Source organism: Citrobacter sp. Cpo071 (genome assembly GCF_030332765.1).
Classification (GTDB): Bacteria; Pseudomonadota; Gammaproteobacteria; order Enterobacterales; family Enterobacteriaceae; genus Citrobacter; species Citrobacter portucalensis.
Genome location: NZ_JAOWHE010000081.1, coordinates 1,362 through 20,424, shown reverse-complemented (window position 1 = coordinate 20,424; position 19,063 = coordinate 1,362). Strand labels below are relative to the sequence as shown.

The window sequence follows — 19,063 nt, the reverse complement described above, 5'->3', positions numbered from 1 at the left end:
TAAGCGGCGTAGAATGATTCTCATCAGTTAAGGAGATCGCCATGAAACATGACCATTTTGTTGTTCAAAGTCCCGATAAACCCGCTCAACAGCTACTGCTGCTGTTTCATGGCGTCGGCGATAACCCGGTTGCCATGGGCGAAATCGGCTCCTGGTTTGCGCCGCTGTTTCCGGATGCGCTAATCGTTAGCATTGGTGGAGCAGAGCCTTACGGAACGACGTCCGGACGTCAGTGGTTTTCGGTGCAGGGCGTAACAGAAGAGAATCGTCAGGAACGTGTTGACGCCATTATGCCGGTGTTTATCGAAACCGTGCGCTACTGGCAGAAGCAAAGCGGCGTTTCGCCGCAGGCAACCGCGCTGATTGGTTTTTCTCAGGGTTCAATTATGTCACTTGAGAGCATCAAAGCTGAGCCGGGGCTGGCATCGCGGGTCATCGCCTTCAATGGCCGCTATGCCACCTTGCCAGAGGCTGCAACCACCGCGACGACGGTGCATTTGATTCACGGTGGTGAAGACCGGGTAATTGAGTTATCTCATGCCGTTGCCGCGCAGGAAGCGTTAATTCGCGCCGGTGGGGATGTGACGCTGGATATCGTCGAAAATCTGGGGCACGCCATTGATGAACGCAGTATGCAGTTTGCGCTCGATCATCTGCGTTTTACCGTACCGAAGCACTACTTTGATGAAGCGCTGAGCGGCGGTAAGCCTCACGATGATGATGTGATTACCATGATCTGATTGATCACCGTAGGCCGGATAAAACGCGAAGCGTTGCCATCCGGCACGTAATGCCCGGTGGCGCTAACGCTTACCGGGCCTACGGGAATTATCTGCCTACTAATTATTTCTTCGGTTGGTCCTTATTCGGCCAATCGTCGTCGTCATCCCATTTATCGTTAAAGTCACGATGCGGGGGAAGCTCCGGCTTGTTGGCAAGAAATTTCTTGTGATCGACGCGCTTGAGATCTTTAATCACGTTCAGCAGCACGCCTACCAGAAACACCAACACCAGAATCCACCAATATTTTGCCAGCCAGTCCATGCTCATTTCCTCTTACAGGAACACTCATCAGGCGACGAGTTGCTCCATGATACGTTGATACATACGGGCAAGCAGCTGCAGGTCGGCGGCATTAACACATTCATTAATTTTATGAATAGTGGCGTTGACCGGCCCAAGTTCTACTACCTGCGCCCCCATGCGGGCAATAAAACGCCCGTCGGACGTCCCGCCTGTAGTCAGTAACTGCGGTTTAATCTCATTATAGTGCTCAATGGCGTTCACCACTGCATCCACCAGTTTACCGCGTTCGGTCAGGAACGGCTGACCGGAAAGCCACCAGTCGACGGTATAACGCAGCTGATGTTTCTCCAGCAGCGCGTGAACCCGTGCTTTAATCATCTCATCGGTCAGCTCAGTGCTGAAACGGAAGTTGAACTGGATAAACAGTTCTCCAGGGATAACGTTGTTGCTTCCGGTTCCAGCCTGGATATTGGCAATCTGCATGCTGGTCGCCGGGAAGAATTCGTTACCCTGATCCCACTCGATCGCCACCAGTTCGTTGAGCATGGGGGCTGCGCGGTGTACCGGGTTATCGGCCAGATGCGGATAGGCTACGTGGCCCTGCACGCCGTGAATGGTCAGGTTGCAGGTCAGTGAACCACGACGTCCATTTTTCACCACGTCGCCAACGATTTCCGTGCTGGATGGCTCACCCACCAGGCAATAATCCAGTCGTTCATTACGCGCCATCAGCGCTTCAACCACCTTCACGGTGCCGTTTTTGGCGCTGGCTTCTTCGTCAGACGTTATCAAAAAGGCCAGACGACCCTGATGGTTTGGATGCTGGGCGACAAAACGTTCTGCGGCCACGACCATCGCCGCCAGTGAACCCTTCATATCGGCAGCGCCACGCCCGAACAACATGCCATCGCGAATGGTCGGTTCGAACGGTGGATTGATCCAGCGATCGACATCGCCGGCAGGCACTACGTCGGTGTGACCGGCAAATGCCAGGGTCTCACCTTTACCGCGCCATGCCCAAAAATTCTGTGTGTCACCAAAGTCCATTCGCTCAACGGTAAAACCTACCGCGCGCAGGCGTTCAATCATTAACGCCTGGCACCCGGCATCATCCGGGCTCAGGGAAGGACGGCGAATAAGCTGCTGTGTCAGCTCAATGACCGGGCACGACATAGACTACACCTCATTAAAAAACAGAGTATAACTGGATTCACTGAAACCAAGCAGCATAGGCTTACCCGGCGCGCAGAGCAATGGGCGTTTGATAATTGCTGGCATTTCAATCATCAACGCGGCGGCGGAAGCCGCATCGGTGATTTGACTGCGCGCGGATTCATCGAGTTTACGCCAGGTGGTTCCACGCGTATTGAGCAACGCCTCCCAACCTAATTCGCTGATAAAGGACTGTAATAGCGTGTTGTCCAGACCGTCGACGCGATAATCATGAAAGCGGTAGTCAATACCTTGAGCCTCCAACCAGCGTCTGGCTTTTTTAATCGTGTCGCAATTCTTAATACCGTAAAGGGTGATCATTTGAATCCTTATTGACGTAACTTGAATATTTATTCTTTTATTCTGTGGCAATGAATAATACATATTGTCATTCAATCGTTATAGAAAAATATAACATTGTTGAACAACAGTGAATAATGATTCCTGAAAGCTCCAAAAAATACCGTATAACTAGAAATCAGAATCTGCCTGTTTGCATCAGCCTGTTTTTCCATCAGAATTGCAAAAGTAGTAGATGATGTATGAATATTTCAAAATATTGCAGTAAGTCACATAAAATTTATGGGTATAGCGCATAGTGATCACATAAACCCCAAACACTGGAGGAATCAATCGCAACCATCGGTTAAATTGCCTTCTTTTAATGATGATGATTTCGTAGAATGCCCATAATAATAAGAGAGGTTGTTATGATTGAACGTGAACTGGGGAACTGGAAAGACTTTATCGAAGTGATGCTTCGTAAATAATTTTCTGGAAGAAATTCATATCCTGTAAAGGATAAAAAAAGGCGACTCAACGTAAGTCGCCTTTTTTGTGTCTGATTATTCTGGGCGTGGCTTCAATGGGAAGCGTCTGCGCACCAGCACAAAGAACAGGGGAACGAAGTAAATCGCCAGGATAGTGGCTGAAATCATCCCGCCCATTACGCCAGTCCCCACCGCATGTTGACCGCCAGAACCAGCGCCACTGCTGATGGTCATCGGCAGCACCCCGAAGATAAACGCCAGTGACGTCATCAGAATTGGGCGTAAACGTTGGCGACAAGCATGGAGCGTGGCGTCGAGCAGATCGTGTCCTTTCTCGTTCATCTCATTGGCGAATTCAACAATCAATATTGCGTTCTTCGCCGATAGTCCGATAACGGTAAGTAACCCGACCTGGAAATACACATCGTTTTCCAGGCCGCGCATCCAGGTCGCCAGTAGCGCACCAATGACCCCCAACGGCACGACCAGCATGACGGAGAAGGGTACCGACCAGCTTTCGTACAGTGCCGCCAGACACAGGAACACGACCAGCAGAGAAATGGCGTACAGGGCAGGGGCCTGAGAGCCCGATAGCCGTTCCTGATAAGACATCGCAGTCCATTCGAGGCCAAACCCTGTCGGTAACTGGCGCACCAGCGATTCCATTATGTCCATTGCCGTACCGGTACTGACGCCAGGCGCGGCTTCGCCGACAATCTCGACCGCGGAGTAGCCGTTATAGCGCTCCAGACGTGGTGAACCGGTTTCCCAGCGTGAAGTCGCAAAGGCCGAGAAAGGCACCATGCCACCGTTGTTATTGCGGACGTACCACAAGTTAATGTCGTCCGGGAGCATGCGATATTTTGCTGCCGCCTGCACGTAAACCTTCTTCACGCGGCCCCGGTCCATAAAGTCATTGACGTAGCTGGAACCCCAGGCCGTTTGCAATGTGTCGTTGATGTCGTCGATGGAAACGCCCAGCGCCTGGGCTTTGCGCTGATCGATATCAATTTGCAACTGTGGGCTGTCGTCCAGACCGTTATGACGAACGCGGGTCAGGGACGTGTCTTTCCCTGCCAGCTCAATGAGTTTGTCGCGCGCGGCCATTAACGCATCATGGCCCGCACCGGCGTGATCCTGCAGCTCCATATCGAAACCGGCAGAGCTTCCGAGGCCGCTGATAGCCGGAGGGCTGCTGGCGAAGACGCGGGCTTCTTTAATCTTATTAAAGGCTTTGGTCGCACGTTCGATGATGGCGAAAGAGGTTCCGGTAGTGGTGTCGCGCTCATCCCAGTCTTTTAAGCGGACAAACATACGTGCCACGTTTTGACCGTTCCCGCCAGGGCCAGAACCGACTGTGGAAAAGACTGACATAATGTTGTCTTTCTCATGGGTGAAGTAATACTTCTCCACTTCCTCAACCACTTTCAATGTTTGCTGCTGTGTGGAGCCGCTGGGCAACTGTACCGAGGTGGTAAACATGCCGCGGTCTTCCAGTGGCAGGAAGGAGGTTGGCAGGCGCAGGAACAGGAAAACCATTCCACCGAGCAGCAGGACGTAGATCAGTATCCAGCGCAGACTGCGGTGCAGAATTCTGGCAACGCCTTTTTCGTAGCGCTCAGCGTTGCGATTAAACATCCGGTTAAACCAGCCGAAGAAACCGGTTTGTCCGTGATGCTCGCCCTTATGCAGCGGTTTGAGCAGGGTGGCGCACAGAGCGGGGGTCAGGATCATCGCCACCAGAACAGACAGCACCATGGCGGAGACGATAGTAATCGAGAACTGGCGGTAAATAGCCCCGGTAGTGCCGCCGAAGAAGGCCATCGGGATAAACACCGCTGACAGCACCATGGCGATACCGACCAGCGCACCCTGGATTTGCCCCATCGATTTCCGTGTCGCTTCCCGAGGTGAGAGTCCTTCCTCACTCATAATACGCTCGACGTTTTCCACTACCACAATGGCGTCATCGACCAGCAGGCCGATCGCCAGCACCATCGCAAACATCGTCAAGGTATTAACGCTATAGCCAAAGGCGTAAAGCACGGAGAAGGTACCCATCAGGACGACGGGAACGGCGATGGTGGGAATCAGCGTGGCGCGGAAGTTTTGCAGGAACAGGTACATCACGAGGAATACCAGTGCAATAGCTTCCAGCAGGGTTTTTACCACGTCGATGATTGAGGCTTTGACAAAGGAGGTGGTTTCATAAGCCACCTTATATTCCAGCCCGTGCGGAAAATATTGTGACAGCTCGTTCAGACGGTTAATGACCAGCGTTGCTGTCGCCATTTCATTGGCGCCGGAGGCCAGCTTCACGCCCAGACCGGAGGCGGGATTACCATTAAAGCGGCTGAGATAATCATACTTTTCAGCACCCATTTCGACCGTCGCCACGTCGCCCAGTTTAACTTCCGAACCATCCTGGTTAACGCGCAGAGTAATGGCGCGGAATTCATCCGGAGTCTGCAGTAGCGACTGGGCGTTGATCGTCGCGTTCAGCGCCTGCTTGTCCACCGAAGGCGTACCGCCAAGTTGTCCGACGGCAATCTGCGCATTCTGTGACTCGATAGCGTCGGTCACATCTTTAGCGGTCATCTGGAAACTGTTCAGTTTGGCCGGGTCAAGCCAGATACGCATGGAGTACTGTGAGCCGTAAGCGTCAATATCTCCCACGCCGTTAATACGGCTGAGTGGATCCTGAATGTTACTGGCGACGTAGTCGGCGATGTCCTGCTTATCCATTGAGCCATCGGTGGAGACAAAGGCGATAGTCAGAATATTGGTGTCCCCGGTCTTACGCACCGTGACCCCCTGATCCTGTACCGCCTGCGGCAGTTTACGCATTGCCGATTGCAGCTGGTTTTGCACCTGCTGGACGGCCTCGTCAGGATCGGTTCCGGCAACGAAGCTCAACGTAACCGTCGCCTGGCCTGTCCCGCTGCTCTGCGATGACATGTACATCAGGTTATCGAGACCAGTCATGTTCTGCTCGATAACCTGGGTGACGGTGTTTTCCAGAGTCTGAGCCGAAGCGCCAGGATAGTTGGCGGTGACCCGCACGTTTGGCGGTGCCAGATCGGGATATTGCTCAACGGGCAGTGAAAAAATAGCCAGGGCTCCTGTCAGGCACAACAGGATAGCTAACACCCAGGCAAAAATGGGGCGATCGATGAAAAAATTCGCCATTAAAAGAGGACCTCGTGTTTCTGCGTATCGTTATGGGTATGGCTTGCTTCACTTTAGCGGCAAGGTACGGGTCAAACGTGGAGAAAAAAAGAAGATAATGTAAATTATCATGCCCGTTTACAGCATACCTTTCGTGCCAACGCCGTCAGGCCTGGATCCAGACCCGACGGCGCTTTGCGGTTCTTTACGTTAGCTCACTGTCTGATTCAGCCGAACGGAAACTGATGCTCACCAACGTTCCCCCTCCGGAAGGTTGAGAGAAGGTCAACGTGCCGCTCAGTCTTTCCGCCCGCTCACGCATAATATTGAGTCCATAGTGCCCTGCAGGCTCATGCGGCTCGCCAATGCCGATGCCGTTATCGCGGATATAAACCGTGTGGTTGCCGTCCGGAGCCGTTACGCAGCTGACGGCAATTTCGCTCGCACTGGCATGCTTAATGGCGTTCAGCACCGCTTCGCGGATGATCTGCAACAGGTGCACCTGCATTTGCGCATCCAACGCCAGCGTGGGTAACCGACAGTCGAGTGTGAGTTTAGCTGAGGTTTGATTTTGCAGCGTTTCCAGCATTTCATGCAGGGCGGAGGGTAAGTCTGCCTGCTGTAAGGTCAGACGGAAGGTGGTGAGCAGTTCGCGTAGCTGACGGTAGGCATCGTTCAGCGCCTGGGAGAAATCCGCCATAATGCTTTGCGCCGGGGCGTTATCCTCCGGGATTGAACGTTTAAGCAACGTGAGCTGAATGCGTAAATAAGAGAGCACCTGCGCCAGCGAGTCGTGCAGCTCGCGTGCAATCGTCGCTCGCTCCTCCATTAACAACAGCTGCTGAAAATGTTTTTGCGCCTGGTTGAAGTACAACCCGCGTCCCAGCATCGAGGAGACGCTGTTGAGCAGCGGAGTAGAAGCATTGACGTTTGGACTTTGCCAGTGCAGTTCGCCGTAGACGGTTTCCTGCATGGTGACAGGCAGGATCTGCATCGGTAGCTCGAGGCTTTTAGTCCCTTCGCTAATCCGCCAGTTATCACCGACGGTGAGTTCAAGGAAATACGCGGCGTCATGTTCGCGGACGATCTGTAAAATATGGCGGAAGCAGTGCACGTCAATCTGGCTGGTATTTAACGCCTGGGAGCACTGATACAACACCTCCAGACGGCGATTGGCTTCGTGCAGATCGTGAGTTTTCTCGGCCACAGACGCTTCCAGCGAACGATACAGCTTGTGTAATTCACTCGACATCTGGCTAAACGTTTTGCCCAGCAACCCCAGTTCATTAGGCAAACCGGTATCCAGCGGTGGGATATCAAATTGACCGTGTTCAATTTGCTGACTGGCCATCACCAGTTTATTCAGCGGACGCACCACCTGCTGGCGAATGCGCCGTAGGGTAAAGAAGACGAGGGTGAATATGCCGATCCCGCCCGCCAGAGAGATGCCAAATACCAGCATTACTTTACGCTCGGCATAATGCTGCAACGCCAGCACGAAGAGATCGATCTGATCGACGTAGTTGTTGATGTTGGCCTGGTACCATTTTAAATCGCCGTCGATCAGGCGGGCGTTCATTTCCAGCCAGTTAGCATGCAGACGTCCATAGCGGCTTTTTACCGCTTGTGGCACATACCACGCGTTCAGATTCTGTAATGCTGGCGAGTTTAGCGCCTGCTGGAAAAGCTGGCGGTGGGCATTAAGCTGCGGGCTCTGGCTTTGTAGATCGTAACCCAGACGGTAGCTTTGCATGCGCAATGATCCAGCAACGTTGATGGCTTCGGCATCTCGCAAGCTGCTGGTCAGCGTGAGCAGCGCAATACCCGTTGAGAGAATCGACAGCATCACTATGTAGAAAAAAGCTTTAGCCAGACTGGCCGAGACCGGACGCTTTACCGTCACTTGTGCATCCTCACACAATACACGTCGCGCCTGAAAACAGCGTGAACGATGCGGTGTATTTGATAAATGTTAATAAAACGCCATGAAACTGGATGGTAACTGAAACACAATTTCATATGCGATGAAATAAATTGATCTGCCACAGGTTCTGGATAAATAGTTGTGCTTCCTGGGCAAATGAACATTGCCGCTTCCTTCCGTGTCGGTTAATAACACTCTTATAAAGAATAAGGTTTTTGCAACCAAAAAAGAAGGAAGCCATGAATCGTTTTATTATGGTCAATAGCCAGCAGTGCCTGGGATGCCATGCCTGTGAGGTCGCCTGCGTCATGGCTCACAATGGCGAACAGCATGTCCTGAGCCAACGGCATTTTCAGCCCCGAATTACCGTCATTAAGCATCAGCAGCAGCGCAGCGCGGTGACCTGCCACCACTGCGAAGATGCACCCTGCGCCAGAAGTTGCCCAAACGGGGCAATTAGCCATCATAACGACAGCGTTCAGGTGAACCCGCAAAAGTGTATTGGCTGTAAATCGTGCGTTGTAGCCTGTCCTTTCGGCACGATGCAGATCGTACTCACTCCCGTCGCCAAAGGGAAGGTGAAAGCTACCGCGCACAAATGCGATCTGTGCCAGGGGCGTGAACAGGGGCCCGCCTGCGTAGAGAACTGTCCGGCGCAGGCGTTACAGCTGGTGACGGAAAATTCGCTTACCGGTCTGTCAAAAGCGCGCAGGCTGCGTACCGCAAGTTTGGAAAGCCAGCCATGGCATGCCAGCACTACCGATTTTGTTCCACATGTCATCACTAAACGTGAGCAAATGCAGGCGACGCCTGCGCGCGGGGAGCCGGATAAACTGGCGATTGAGGCCCGGAAAACCAGCTTTGAAGAGATCTATCTGCCGTTTCGTACGGCGCAGGCGGAGCGCGAAGCCTCTCGCTGCCTGAAATGCGGCGACCACAGTATTTGCGAATGGACCTGTCCACTGCATAACCACATTCCGCAGTGGATTGAACTGGTCAAAGCCGGGAATATCGACGCGGCGGTTGAGCTTTCTCACCAGACCAACTGCCTGCCGGAGGTGACCGGACGCGTATGCCCGCAGGATCGACTCTGCGAAGGGGCATGTACGGTGCGTAGCGAGCATGGCGCAGTTACCATCGGTAATATTGAGCGTTACATCTCCGATCGGGCGCTGAGTAAAGGATGGCGACCGGACTTAAGCCATGTGCAGAAAGTGGACAAGCGTGTTGCCATCATCGGTGCGGGTCCGGCGGGTCTGGCCTGTGCGGATGTGCTGGCGCGCAGCGGCGTCAGCGCCACCGTTTACGATCGCCATCCTGAAATAGGCGGTTTGCTGACGTTCGGTATTCCGGCCTTCAAGCTGGACAAATCGCTGCTGGCGCGTCGCCGTGAAATCTTCAGCGCCATGGGCATTCATTTTGAACTTAACTGTGAAGTGGGTAAGGATGTCGCGCTTGAAAAGCTGCTGGAGGATTACGATGCCGTGTTCGTGGGCGTAGGAACCTATCGTTCCATGAAGGCGGACCTGCCAAATGAAGACGCGCCAGGCGTGTATGATGCGCTGCCGTTCCTGATTGCCAACACCAAGCAGGTGATGGGGCTGGAGGAACTGCCTGAAGAACCGTTTATCGATACCGCCGGACTAAACGTGGTTGTGCTGGGCGGAGGCGATACGGCAATGGACTGTGTGCGAACCGCCCTGCGTCATGGCGCAAGCCAGGTGACCTGCGCCTATCGTCGTGATGAAGCCAACATGCCCGGCTCGAAAAAAGAGGTGAAGAACGCCCGGGAAGAGGGGGCAAATTTCGAGTTTAACGTTCAGCCGGTTGAGCTGGTGTTGCATGCCGATGGGCGAGTCAGCGGTGTGCGTTTCTTACGTACTCAACTTGGCGAACCTGATGCGCAGGGCCGTCGCCGCCCGGTTCCCATTGCCGGGAGTGAGTTTGTGATGCCCGCAGATGCGGTGATTATGGCGTTTGGTTTTCACCCACACGGCATGCCGTGGCTGGAGTCGCATGGCGTTAAGGTCGATAACTGGGGGCGCATTGCCGCCGATGTTGAAAGTGCATACCGTTATCAAACCAGTAACCCGAAAATCTTTGCCGGTGGTGACGCGGTACGCGGTGCAGACCTGGTGGTGACGGCTATGGCGGAAGGGCGGCATGCCGCCCAGGGGATCGTCGACTGGCTGGGCGTAAAATCAGTCAAATCTCATTAATCGGCGAGTAGGCCGGATAAAACGCGTTAGCGTTGCCATCCGGCAATGTGCCGCATGAATGCCTGATGGCGCTTTGCTTATCAGGCCTACATTGTTCCAAGACAAACCCGGTTTCACGGCGTAGTATTATTTCTCACTTCTTGCTGTGGAGCCGGTATGTCGCAAAAAATTACCCTCATCAAAGATAAAGTCCTTTCCGATAACTACTTCGTCCTGCGCAATATCACTTATGACCTGACCCGTAAGAATGGAGAGGTGATCCGTCACAAACGTGAGGTTTACGATCGTGGCAACGGCGCCACAATCCTGCTGTATAACCCGGAGAAGAAAACGGTGGTGCTCATCCGCCAGTTTCGCGTTGCGACATGGGTCAACGGTAACGAAGACGGTCAACTGATTGAAACCTGCGCCGGGCTGCTGGATAACGACGAACCGGAAGCATGTATTCGAAAAGAGGCGATTGAAGAGACCGGCTTTGAAGTGGGTGAAGTACGTAAACTGTTTGAGCTATACATGTCGCCGGGCGGTGTGACGGAAATAATCCACTTCTTCATCGCGCAATACCGTGACAGTCAGCGGACAAACGCGGGTGGCGGCGTGGAAGATGAAGATATTGAAGTTCTGGAACTGCCGTTCACACAGGCGCTGGAAATGATCAAAACGGGTGAGATCCGTGACGGTAAAACGGTGCTATTGCTGAACTATTTGCAGTCATCGCATCTCATGGACTAATGCGCGGGATTTATATTTCTTTACAAATTTACGGCCAATCCGACGATTCTTATTGAGCCACATCAGTCGCGCAAGGAAGATACCGCTTAGGCTGTGTGTTTTGACTTCGGGGTTGTACCGTCCATGCGCTATCGCGTTATTCTCCTTTTCCTGCTCGGGTTGCTACCCGCCCGATTGCTGTGGGCTGCGCCCGCGCAACAGGCGTTTTCTGACTGGCAGGTGACGTGTAATAACCAAAATTTTTGCGTGGCGCGCAATACCGGAGAGCACCACGGCCTGGTCATGACCTTGAGCCGCAGCGCCGGGGCACATACCGACGCCGTGTTGCGTATTGAGCTGGGCGGGCTGGAATCGTCCAGCGTCAAAGAGAGCGATATTGCGTCGCGTCTGCTGTTGGATGGTGCGCCACTCTCGCTGAGCGGCGAGCACTGGCGCATAACTCCCTGGCAGCTGACGACCGATGATCCCGCCACCATCAGCGCATTTTTACAAACCGTACAGGACGCGAAGGCGATTACCCTGCAAAAAGGTGCGCAAAACCTTTCGCTGGTCGGGCTAAAAGCCGCATTGTTGTTTATCGACGCCCAGCAAAAACGGGTGGGGAGCGAAACCGCATGGATTGAAAAAGGTGACGAGCCTCCGCTCAGCGTACCTCCGGCCCCCGCGCTGAAAGGTGTGGCGGTCATTAATCCAACGCCAACGCCTCTCACGCAGCAGGAGCGCAGTGAACTGCTGGACTATGGTAACTGGCGGATCAACGGTATTCGTTGCTCTATCGATCCGCTGCGTCGCGAGATGCGCGTCACGGCCCTAACAGACGATAAAGCGCTGCTGATGATTGGCTGTGAGGCCGGGGCGTATAACACCATCGATCTGGCGTGGGTGGTTTCACGTACGACTCCGTTGACTTCACGCGCGGTACGGTTAAGCCTGCCGTTTAAAACGGATGCAGAAAGTCGCGATATGGAGCTGACCAACGCTACGTTTGACGAGAAGTCGCGGGAGCTGGTCACCCTCGCTAAAGGACGAGGGTTGGCAGATTGCGGTATCCAGACCCGCTGGCGCTACGACGGTCAACGTTTTCGCCTGGTGCGCTATGCCCAGGAGCCAAGCTGCGATAACTGGCATGGGCCAGATGCCTGGCCCACACTGTGGATCACGCGTTAAGCACCTTGTGCGCTTTGTCGACGATGTTATCTACCGTAAAGCCGAAGAACGGGAACAGTTTGTCCGCTGGAGCCGACTCTCCATAACCCGTCATCCCAACAATTGCCCCTTTCAGCCCGACATATTTGTACCAGTAGTCAGCAATTCCTGCTTCTACCGCCACGCGAGCGCTGACGTTTGCTGGCAGGACCGATTCCCGGTACGCCTCATCCTGGGCGTCGAAGATATCGGTTGAGGGCAGAGAAACCACTCGCACGTTACGACCTTCGCCGGTCAGTTTTTCCGCTGCCAGCAGCGTGATTTCCATTTCTGAACCGGTAGCAATCAAAATAACATCCGGCTTACCGCCGCCATCCTTCAGCACATAGCCGCCGCGGGCAATTTGCTGCACCTGCTCTGGCGTGCGCTCAACCTGTGCCAGATTCTGCCGCGAGAGGATCAGCGCCGTTGGCCCGTCATGACGTTCGACTGCCAGCTTCCAGCCTACTGCCGCTTCAACCTGATCGCACGGTCGCCAGGTACTGAAATTAGGCGTCAGGCGCAGGCTGGCGAGCTGTTCAACGGCCTGGTGCGTAGGACCATCTTCCCCCAGACCAATTGAGTCGTGGGTATAAACCATGATTTGTCGGGCCTTCATCAGCGCCGCCATACGCGCGGCATTTCGGGCATATTCGACAAACATCAGGAACGTGGCGGTGTACGGTACGAAGCCCCCGTGATGGGCGATACCGTTGGCAATCGCCGTCATACCAAATTCACGCACGCCGTAGTGGATGTAGTTTCCTGCATGATCCTCTTTAAGAGAGGAGGAGCCTTTCCAGATGGTCAGGTTGCTGGGGGCCAAATCCGCCGATCCGCCAAGCAGCTCTGGCAGTACAGGCCCGTAGGCGTTAAGGGTATTTTGCGAGGCCTTACGGGTGGCGATTTTGGCCGGATTGGCCTGCAGCTCGGTAATATATTTCTGGGTTGTTGCCTCCCACTCTTTCGGCAGCCCACCGCTCATCCGGCGAGAAAACTCTGCCGCCAGTTCCGGGTAGGCTTGTTGGTAAGCTGCGAATTTCTCCTTCCAGCCCTGTTGCGCTTTTTCGCCTTTCTCGCGTGCGTCCCACGCCCGGTAAATCTCTTTGGGGATCTCAAAAGCAGGATGATGCCACCCCAGCTTCTGCCGGGTCAGTGCCACCTCTTCTTCGCCCAGCGCAGCGCCGTGCGCTTCCTCTTTCCCTGCTTTATTTGGTGAGCCAAAACCAATCACCGTGCGGCAGATAATCAGCGATGGTTTATCGGTAACAGCCTGCGCTTCCTGAATGGCTTTTTTCACCGCCTCTGGGTCATGACCGTCAATGTCGTGCACCACATGCCAGTGATAAGCCTCAAAGCGTTTTGCAGTATCGTCGGTAAACCAGCCGTCAGTTTCACCGTCAATTGAGATGCCGTTGTGATCGTAGAAGCCAATGAGTTTGCCAAGCCCCAGCGTGCCCGCCAGCGAACAAGCCTCGTGTGAAATACCCTCCATCAGACAGCCGTCGCCCATAAAGACCCAGGTAAAGTGGTTAACAATCTCATGGTCCGGCTGGTTAAACTGCGCTGCCAGCGTACGCTCGGCAATGGCCATACCGACGGCGTTGGCTAAACCCTGACCCAGCGGTCCTGTCGTGGTTTCCACGCCCGGCGTGTAGCCAATTTCCGGGTGCCCTGGCGTCTTCGAATGGAGCTGACGGAAGTTCTTTAATTCTTCGATCGGCAGGTCGTAACCGGAAAGATGCAACAGGCTGTAAAGCAGCATTGAGGCGTGGCCGTTGGACAGAATAAACCGGTCACGATCGTACCAGGTGGGATCGGTCGGGTTATGGCGTAGAAAATCGTTCCACAGAACTTCGGCGATATCGGCCATCCCCATTGGTGCTCCAGGGTGGCCGGAGTTAGCTTTTTGGACGGCATCCATACTTAGCGCACGAATGGCATTGGCAAGCTCTTTACGGGTCATAGGAAATACTCCTTGAAAAGTAAAGTGTTAGATGCGTGTTGTGATTCACACTTTTGGGAAAATTGCGGGCGTTGTCAGCAAAAAGCATAGCAGACAGGCATGGTATTGCTGGATTAAGCAGGTAACATGGTTGTTATAAATTGATAACAAATTCTTTCTTTGAATGGTGAGAGTTTGGGGACCTTCAAAGTTTGTACCGTTGACTGAGGTGATAATGTGCGGCTCAGTAGAATGGTTACCCGCGCCACTTTTTTGATAGATACGTGAAAGGAACAACAAGATGGATGACCAGTTAAAACAAAGCGCCCTCGATTTCCACGAATTTCCGGTACCCGGTAAAATCCAGGTTTCTCCGACCAAGCCTCTGGCAACGCAGCGCGACCTGGCGCTGGCCTACTCGCCGGGCGTGGCTGCACCGTGTCTTGAAATTGAAAAGGATCCGCTGGCAGCCTACAAATACACCGCGCGCGGCAACCTGGTTGCGGTTATTTCCAACGGCACAGCGGTGCTGGGCCTTGGCAACATTGGCGCGTTGGCCGGCAAACCGGTGATGGAAGGTAAAGGCGTTCTGTTTAAGAAATTCGCCGGGATCGACGTGTTCGACATTGAAGTCGATGAACTCGATCCGGATAAGTTTATCAATGTGGTTGCGGCCCTGGAGCCCACGTTTGGCGGTATCAACCTCGAAGATATTAAAGCGCCAGAGTGCTTCTACATTGAGCAAAAACTGCGCGAGCGCATGAATATTCCGGTCTTCCACGATGATCAGCACGGTACGGCAATCATCAGTACTGCCGCTATTCTGAACGGTCTGCGGGTGGTTGAGAAAAATATCTCTGACGTGCGCATGGTGGTGTCTGGTGCAGGTGCGGCGGCGATTGCCTGTATGAACCTGCTGGTAGCGCTGGGTATGCAGAAACACAATATTGTGGTCTGTGACTCCAAAGGTGTGATTTACAAAGACCGCGAACCGAACATGGCGGAAACCAAAGCGGCTTACGCGGTGGTGGATGACGGTAAGCGTACGCTGGATGATGTTATTGACGGCGCAGATATTTTCCTCGGTTGCTCGGGTCCGAAAGTGCTGACGCAGGAAATGGTTAAGAAGATGGCGCGTGCGCCAATGATTCTGGCACTCGCCAACCCGGAGCCGGAAATCCTGCCGCCGCTGGCAAAAGAGGTGCGTTCCGACGCCATCATCTGCACCGGTCGCTCAGACTACCCGAACCAGGTTAACAACGTCCTGTGCTTCCCGTTCATCTTCCGCGGTGCGCTGGATGTTGGTGCTACCGCCATCAACGAAGAGATGAAACTGGCGGCGGTGCACGCCATTGCTGAGCTGGCGCATGCCGAGCAGAGTGAAGTGGTGGCCTCTGCTTATGGCGATCAGGACCTGAGCTTCGGCCCGGAATACATCATTCCGAAACCGTTCGACCCGCGTCTGATCGTCAAAATCGCCCCTGCTGTGGCGAAAGCGGCGATGGACTCCGGCGTGGCAACGCGTCCGATTGCCGACTTTGACGCTTACATCGATAAGCTGACTGAATTCGTCTACAAAACCAACCTGTTCATGAAGCCGATTTTCTCCCTGGCACGCAAAGCGCCGAAGCGCGTGGTGCTGACCGAAGGGGAAGAAGCGCGCGTACTGCACGCTACCCAGGAACTGATCACGTTAGGGCTGGCAAAACCGATCCTGATCGGTCGTCCGAGCGTGATCGAGATGCGCATCCAGAAACTGGGTCTGCAGATCAAAGCGGGCGTCGATTTTGAAATCGTCAACAATGAGTCCGATCCGCGCTTTAAAGAGTACTGGAGCGAGTACTACCAGATTATGAAGCGTCGTGGGATTACCCAGGAGCAGGCGCAGCGTGCGGTGATCGCCAACACTACGGTGATCGGCGCAATCATGGTACAGCGCGGCGAAGCGGATGCGATGATCTGCGGTACGATTGGCGACTACCATGAGCACTTCAGTGTGGTAAAAGAGGTATTTGGTCATCGTGATGGCGTGCATACTGCCGGAGCGATGAACGCCTTGCTGCTGCCAAGCGGTAACACCTTTATCGCCGATACCTACGTCAACGACGATCCTACGCCTGAGCAACTGGCGGAAATCGCCGTGATGGCGGCAGAGACCGTGCGTCGCTTTGGTATCGAACCGAAGGTGGCGTTGCTGTCGCACTCCAACTTTGGTTCCTCTAACTGTCCGTCGGCCAGCAAAATGCGCGACGCGCTGGAGCTGATTAAGGCGCGCGCGCCAGAGTTGATGATTGACGGCGAAATGCACGGCGACGCCGCGCTGGTGGAAAGCATCCGTAATGACCGCATGCCGGACAGTCCGTTGAAAGGCTCAGCGAATATTCTGGTGATGCCAAATATGGAAGCGGCCCGTATTAGTTACAACTTACTACGCGTTTCCAGTTCTGAAGGCGTAACGGTTGGCCCGGTGCTGATGGGGGTTGCGAAACCGGTTCACGTATTAACGCCGATCGCCTCTGTTCGTCGTATCGTTAATATGGTGGCGCTGGCGGTTGTAGAAGCCCAAACGCAGCCACTGTAAAGATTATGTTATTTTGCCCTTATCTTGGCTTTGTCGGGATAAGGGCTTTTTCCGTAGCAAGATATTCCATTTTCTAATTTTCTTATCTCAATCATGCTTCTTCTAAAATAATATAATTGGTGTCAGAACTATCTTTTGTTGCTGCAAGGTAACCTATGGAACTGTTTTAAATAATTAGAATCATACCGATATGGTATGCCTCCTGGCACCAGCGGCAGGCCCCGGTGGTCGCAGTTGTACAGGTGGAATTTACGCAGCGGCGTGTACACCAGTGCCAGCTGGTTCAGCATTCATTCCTGCATCAGGCTACACTAAATTTCTTCACTTCACTCTGGCATATTTACAATTATATGAAAAGGTCTTTGGTGATTTTCATCGGAAATTTATCTTTTATTTATTGAAAACATCAATATATTTACCTTATGCAAGCATCATTTATACACCATCTTTATATTTTTTTAAATTTTAGATTCAGATATCCATCAGTAAAATAAAGGAATGATTTATATTTTGACTTGTTGCTGACTTTTTTACATAACCATTGCTAATATTTCCTGCGTTACGGTTATCATTAAGTTCTGTTGCATCTATAGTCATGGTTACATTTTCGATAATTATAAACTCCACATTTAACTCATTACGTTTATTATCATTGTAAACACTGACGGATATCATCAGATTGATGCTTCCATCTTTACAACTCAGTCGTGAGTCTAAAAATACCCCATCATGCCACTCAATTTCATTAAGAATATTATATTCATTGCATAATACCTTTCATTACGGAGTTACCGCATTAACGGGAATTGTTGGACAAAGAGACGGGCAAGCGAAGATATCATTCGAATGACTCGATATATAATATACCCCATACCAATAGTAGCTCCAGTTGCAACAACCACCTGTGCAGAGGATGTCTCTGAGTCTTTACATGTTAGTTTACTTTGTTCAGGTTCGAAACCATACCTTCTTGCACATTTTTTAATAGAACTTGGTGCGGATGAGTAATCATCTCCGTGAGATTGACCACCAAATTCACCCATTACTCCGTTTCCATTTTTGCATTCCCAGTGCAAATGCCTCCTGTTGCCAACCGCATCTCCATCAATACGAATGTGACAACCTTTGTCACAGTCTTTCTATTTTCCAGATATATGAGCTAAGCCTGGCGGATCAATCCAATTAACAGGATTATTTTTAACATAACTCTATTAGTTCCACCCACCTTCCAACCCTATCGGGGCCTGGGTGATATATCTTCCCTGTAACGGATCATAGTAGCAACGGCGATACAGTACAGCCCGGTTTCTGCATCGTATTGCTGGTGGGAAAATTTCTGTTGCATTTATTATTACCATGCTCGTGTTTTATTAGAGGAAATCCAATCTATCTATTATATCTTTTACTATATACCATGAATCAAAAGCTATTATTAATGATAATACACATAAGAAGTATCTTTTTTTTAAAAAAAGAATAATAATTAAATATGTTGATAATATTAAAAAACATGTGGACAATATCAAAGCGAAAGAGTAGCTACCAATAACGGTTATATTATCAAAAATAATCGACATTATATGAAAAAATATAGAAATAATAAAATAAATCATTTTGATGTGCCTGTGTTTATCATTGTGCTAACACCTCGCGTAGTAGTGGAAAATATACTTGGACTCTCTAATCTAGGAAGGATTTGCGATGGCCTTTCTGCCAATCTCCCCGGCGCATTTTCGAACTGACGTATACTCCACGAGCGACATATATCTGTAATCCCATATATACCCCAGCGGCCCACCATAGCATCCATTTCTTTTTTAAATAAAGCATCCTGTTCTGGAGTTGTTGTTTTATACTGGAGAACTAAGCCGTTAGGATATGGATCTTTGTATACTTCACCGTAAAGTAAAAATGATGATCCAAAACTATAAGATGAATAATCTTGTCCCCATTTTCCAACGCTTACACTCATATGCAAATAGGGTTCATCTGTAGCTCCATCAGCTAAATTTCTTGATGCTCCCTCCAGCCATATATCCAGTCCTCTGGGATCAACGAACTTCACCGGATTATTAAATGCGTAACTATATAAATTCCATCCCCCCCCTCCAGCCCTATCGGATCCTGGGTGATATACCGGCCCAGTCCCGGATTGTAGTACCGGTGGCGGTTGTAGTGCAGCCCCGACTCCTCGTCATACTGCTGGCCCGGCAGGCGTATCAGCTGTTGCAGATTGTGCGGATTATCTTCCCGCAGTACGTTGCCCCATTCGTCATACTCCGCGCGCCAGCTGATGGCGCC

At 52.1% G+C, this 19,063-nt stretch carries 14 protein-coding genes and 2 pseudogenes; 6 read left to right on the top strand and 10 right to left on the bottom strand.

The annotated features are described in order from the left end of the window. The first annotated feature begins 41 nt into the window (after window positions 1-41). Complete coding sequence (gene ypfH, locus OGY09_RS13290; protein ID WP_008785432.1) at window positions 42-740, top strand: esterase; 699 nt, start codon at window positions 42-44, stop codon at window positions 738-740. Window positions 741-843: 103 nt separating this feature from the next. Here the strand turns inward: ypfH and OGY09_RS13285 are convergent, their stop codons facing one another. From OGY09_RS13285 to OGY09_RS13275, 3 genes are read right to left on the bottom strand one after another with little or no spacing between them, the layout of a single operon-like run. Next, entirely contained in the window at window positions 844-1,044 is a 201-nt protein-coding gene (locus OGY09_RS13285) for a YpfN family protein (RefSeq protein WP_003835080.1), read from the bottom strand. Window positions 1,045-1,071: 27 nt separating this feature from the next. Continuing rightward, window positions 1,072-2,199 carry a succinyl-diaminopimelate desuccinylase gene (dapE, locus tag OGY09_RS13280; RefSeq protein ID WP_003037976.1) on the bottom strand — a complete coding sequence of 376 codons (1,128 nt, stop codon included), beginning with the start codon at window positions 2,197-2,199 and terminating at the stop codon, window positions 1,072-1,074. Window positions 2,200-2,202: 3 nt separating this feature from the next. Beyond that, window positions 2,203-2,559, bottom strand: coding sequence for an ArsC family reductase (locus OGY09_RS13275; protein WP_032944182.1), 357 nt, complete (start codon window positions 2,557-2,559; stop codon window positions 2,203-2,205). Window positions 2,560-2,948: 389 nt separating this feature from the next. Between OGY09_RS13275 and ypfM the strand changes: the two genes are divergently transcribed. After that, on the top strand, window positions 2,949-3,008 hold the full coding sequence (gene ypfM / locus OGY09_RS13270) for a protein YpfM (protein ID WP_001386977.1): 60 nt from the start codon (window positions 2,949-2,951) through the stop codon (window positions 3,006-3,008). Window positions 3,009-3,083: 75 nt separating this feature from the next. On the opposite strand, the gene acrD is transcribed toward ypfM, so the two are convergent. Then, window positions 3,084-6,197, bottom strand: coding sequence for a multidrug efflux RND transporter permease AcrD (gene acrD, locus OGY09_RS13265; RefSeq protein WP_032944180.1), 3,114 nt, complete (start codon window positions 6,195-6,197; stop codon window positions 3,084-3,086). 184 nt (window positions 6,198-6,381) lie between these two features. Further along, window positions 6,382-8,079: a nitrate/nitrite two-component system sensor histidine kinase NarQ gene (gene narQ / locus OGY09_RS13260; protein WP_032944178.1), complete on the bottom strand. Its 1,698-nt coding sequence runs from the start codon at window positions 8,077-8,079 to the stop codon at window positions 6,382-6,384. A gap of 260 nt (window positions 8,080-8,339) precedes the next feature. Between narQ and aegA the strand changes: the two genes are divergently transcribed. The 3 genes from aegA to OGY09_RS13245 all read left to right on the top strand — a co-directional run bounded on the left by aegA (window position 8,340) and on the right by OGY09_RS13245 (window position 12,218). Continuing rightward, a complete protein-coding gene (aegA, locus tag OGY09_RS13255; RefSeq protein WP_032944177.1) occupies window positions 8,340-10,319 on the top strand; it encodes a formate-dependent uric acid utilization protein AegA in 1,980 nt (659 codons plus the stop codon). Window positions 10,320-10,475: 156 nt separating this feature from the next. Beyond that, window positions 10,476-11,051, top strand: a complete 576-nt coding sequence (gene nudK, locus OGY09_RS13250; protein WP_008785426.1) for a GDP-mannose pyrophosphatase NudK — start codon at window positions 10,476-10,478, stop codon at window positions 11,049-11,051. Between the two features lie 123 nt (window positions 11,052-11,174). Further along, window positions 11,175-12,218: a DUF1176 domain-containing protein gene (locus OGY09_RS13245; RefSeq protein WP_032944496.1), complete on the top strand. Its 1,044-nt coding sequence runs from the start codon at window positions 11,175-11,177 to the stop codon at window positions 12,216-12,218. On the opposite strand, the gene tkt is transcribed toward OGY09_RS13245, so the two are convergent. Next, a complete protein-coding gene (gene tkt, locus OGY09_RS13240) occupies window positions 12,208-14,202 on the bottom strand; it encodes a transketolase (protein ID WP_032944175.1) in 1,995 nt (664 codons plus the stop codon). The two genes, OGY09_RS13245 and tkt, sit on opposite strands and share 11 nt — an antisense overlap. 280 nt (window positions 14,203-14,482) lie before the next feature. Between tkt and maeB the strand changes: the two genes are divergently transcribed. Further along, window positions 14,483-16,762: an NADP-dependent oxaloacetate-decarboxylating malate dehydrogenase gene (gene maeB, locus OGY09_RS13235; RefSeq protein WP_003835063.1), complete on the top strand. Its 2,280-nt coding sequence runs from the start codon at window positions 14,483-14,485 to the stop codon at window positions 16,760-16,762. Between the two features lie 471 nt (window positions 16,763-17,233). Here the strand turns inward: maeB and OGY09_RS13230 are convergent, their stop codons facing one another. From OGY09_RS13230 to OGY09_RS13220, 4 genes and pseudogenes are all read right to left on the bottom strand, one after another. Then, window positions 17,234-17,437, bottom strand: coding sequence for a hypothetical protein (locus OGY09_RS13230; RefSeq protein ID WP_286590472.1), 204 nt, complete (start codon window positions 17,435-17,437; stop codon window positions 17,234-17,236). 113 nt (window positions 17,438-17,550) lie between these two features. After that, a complete protein-coding gene (locus OGY09_RS13225; RefSeq protein ID WP_223849054.1) occupies window positions 17,551-17,805 on the bottom strand; it encodes a Rhs family protein in 255 nt (84 codons plus the stop codon). Between the two features lie 171 nt (window positions 17,806-17,976). Further along, window positions 17,977-18,086: pseudogene (locus tag OGY09_RS25450) on the bottom strand (RHS repeat-associated core domain-containing protein); the annotation flags it as partial. A 285-nt stretch (window positions 18,087-18,371) separates the two neighbouring features. After that, window positions 18,372-19,063: pseudogene (locus tag OGY09_RS13220) on the bottom strand (RHS repeat-associated core domain-containing protein); the annotation flags it as partial.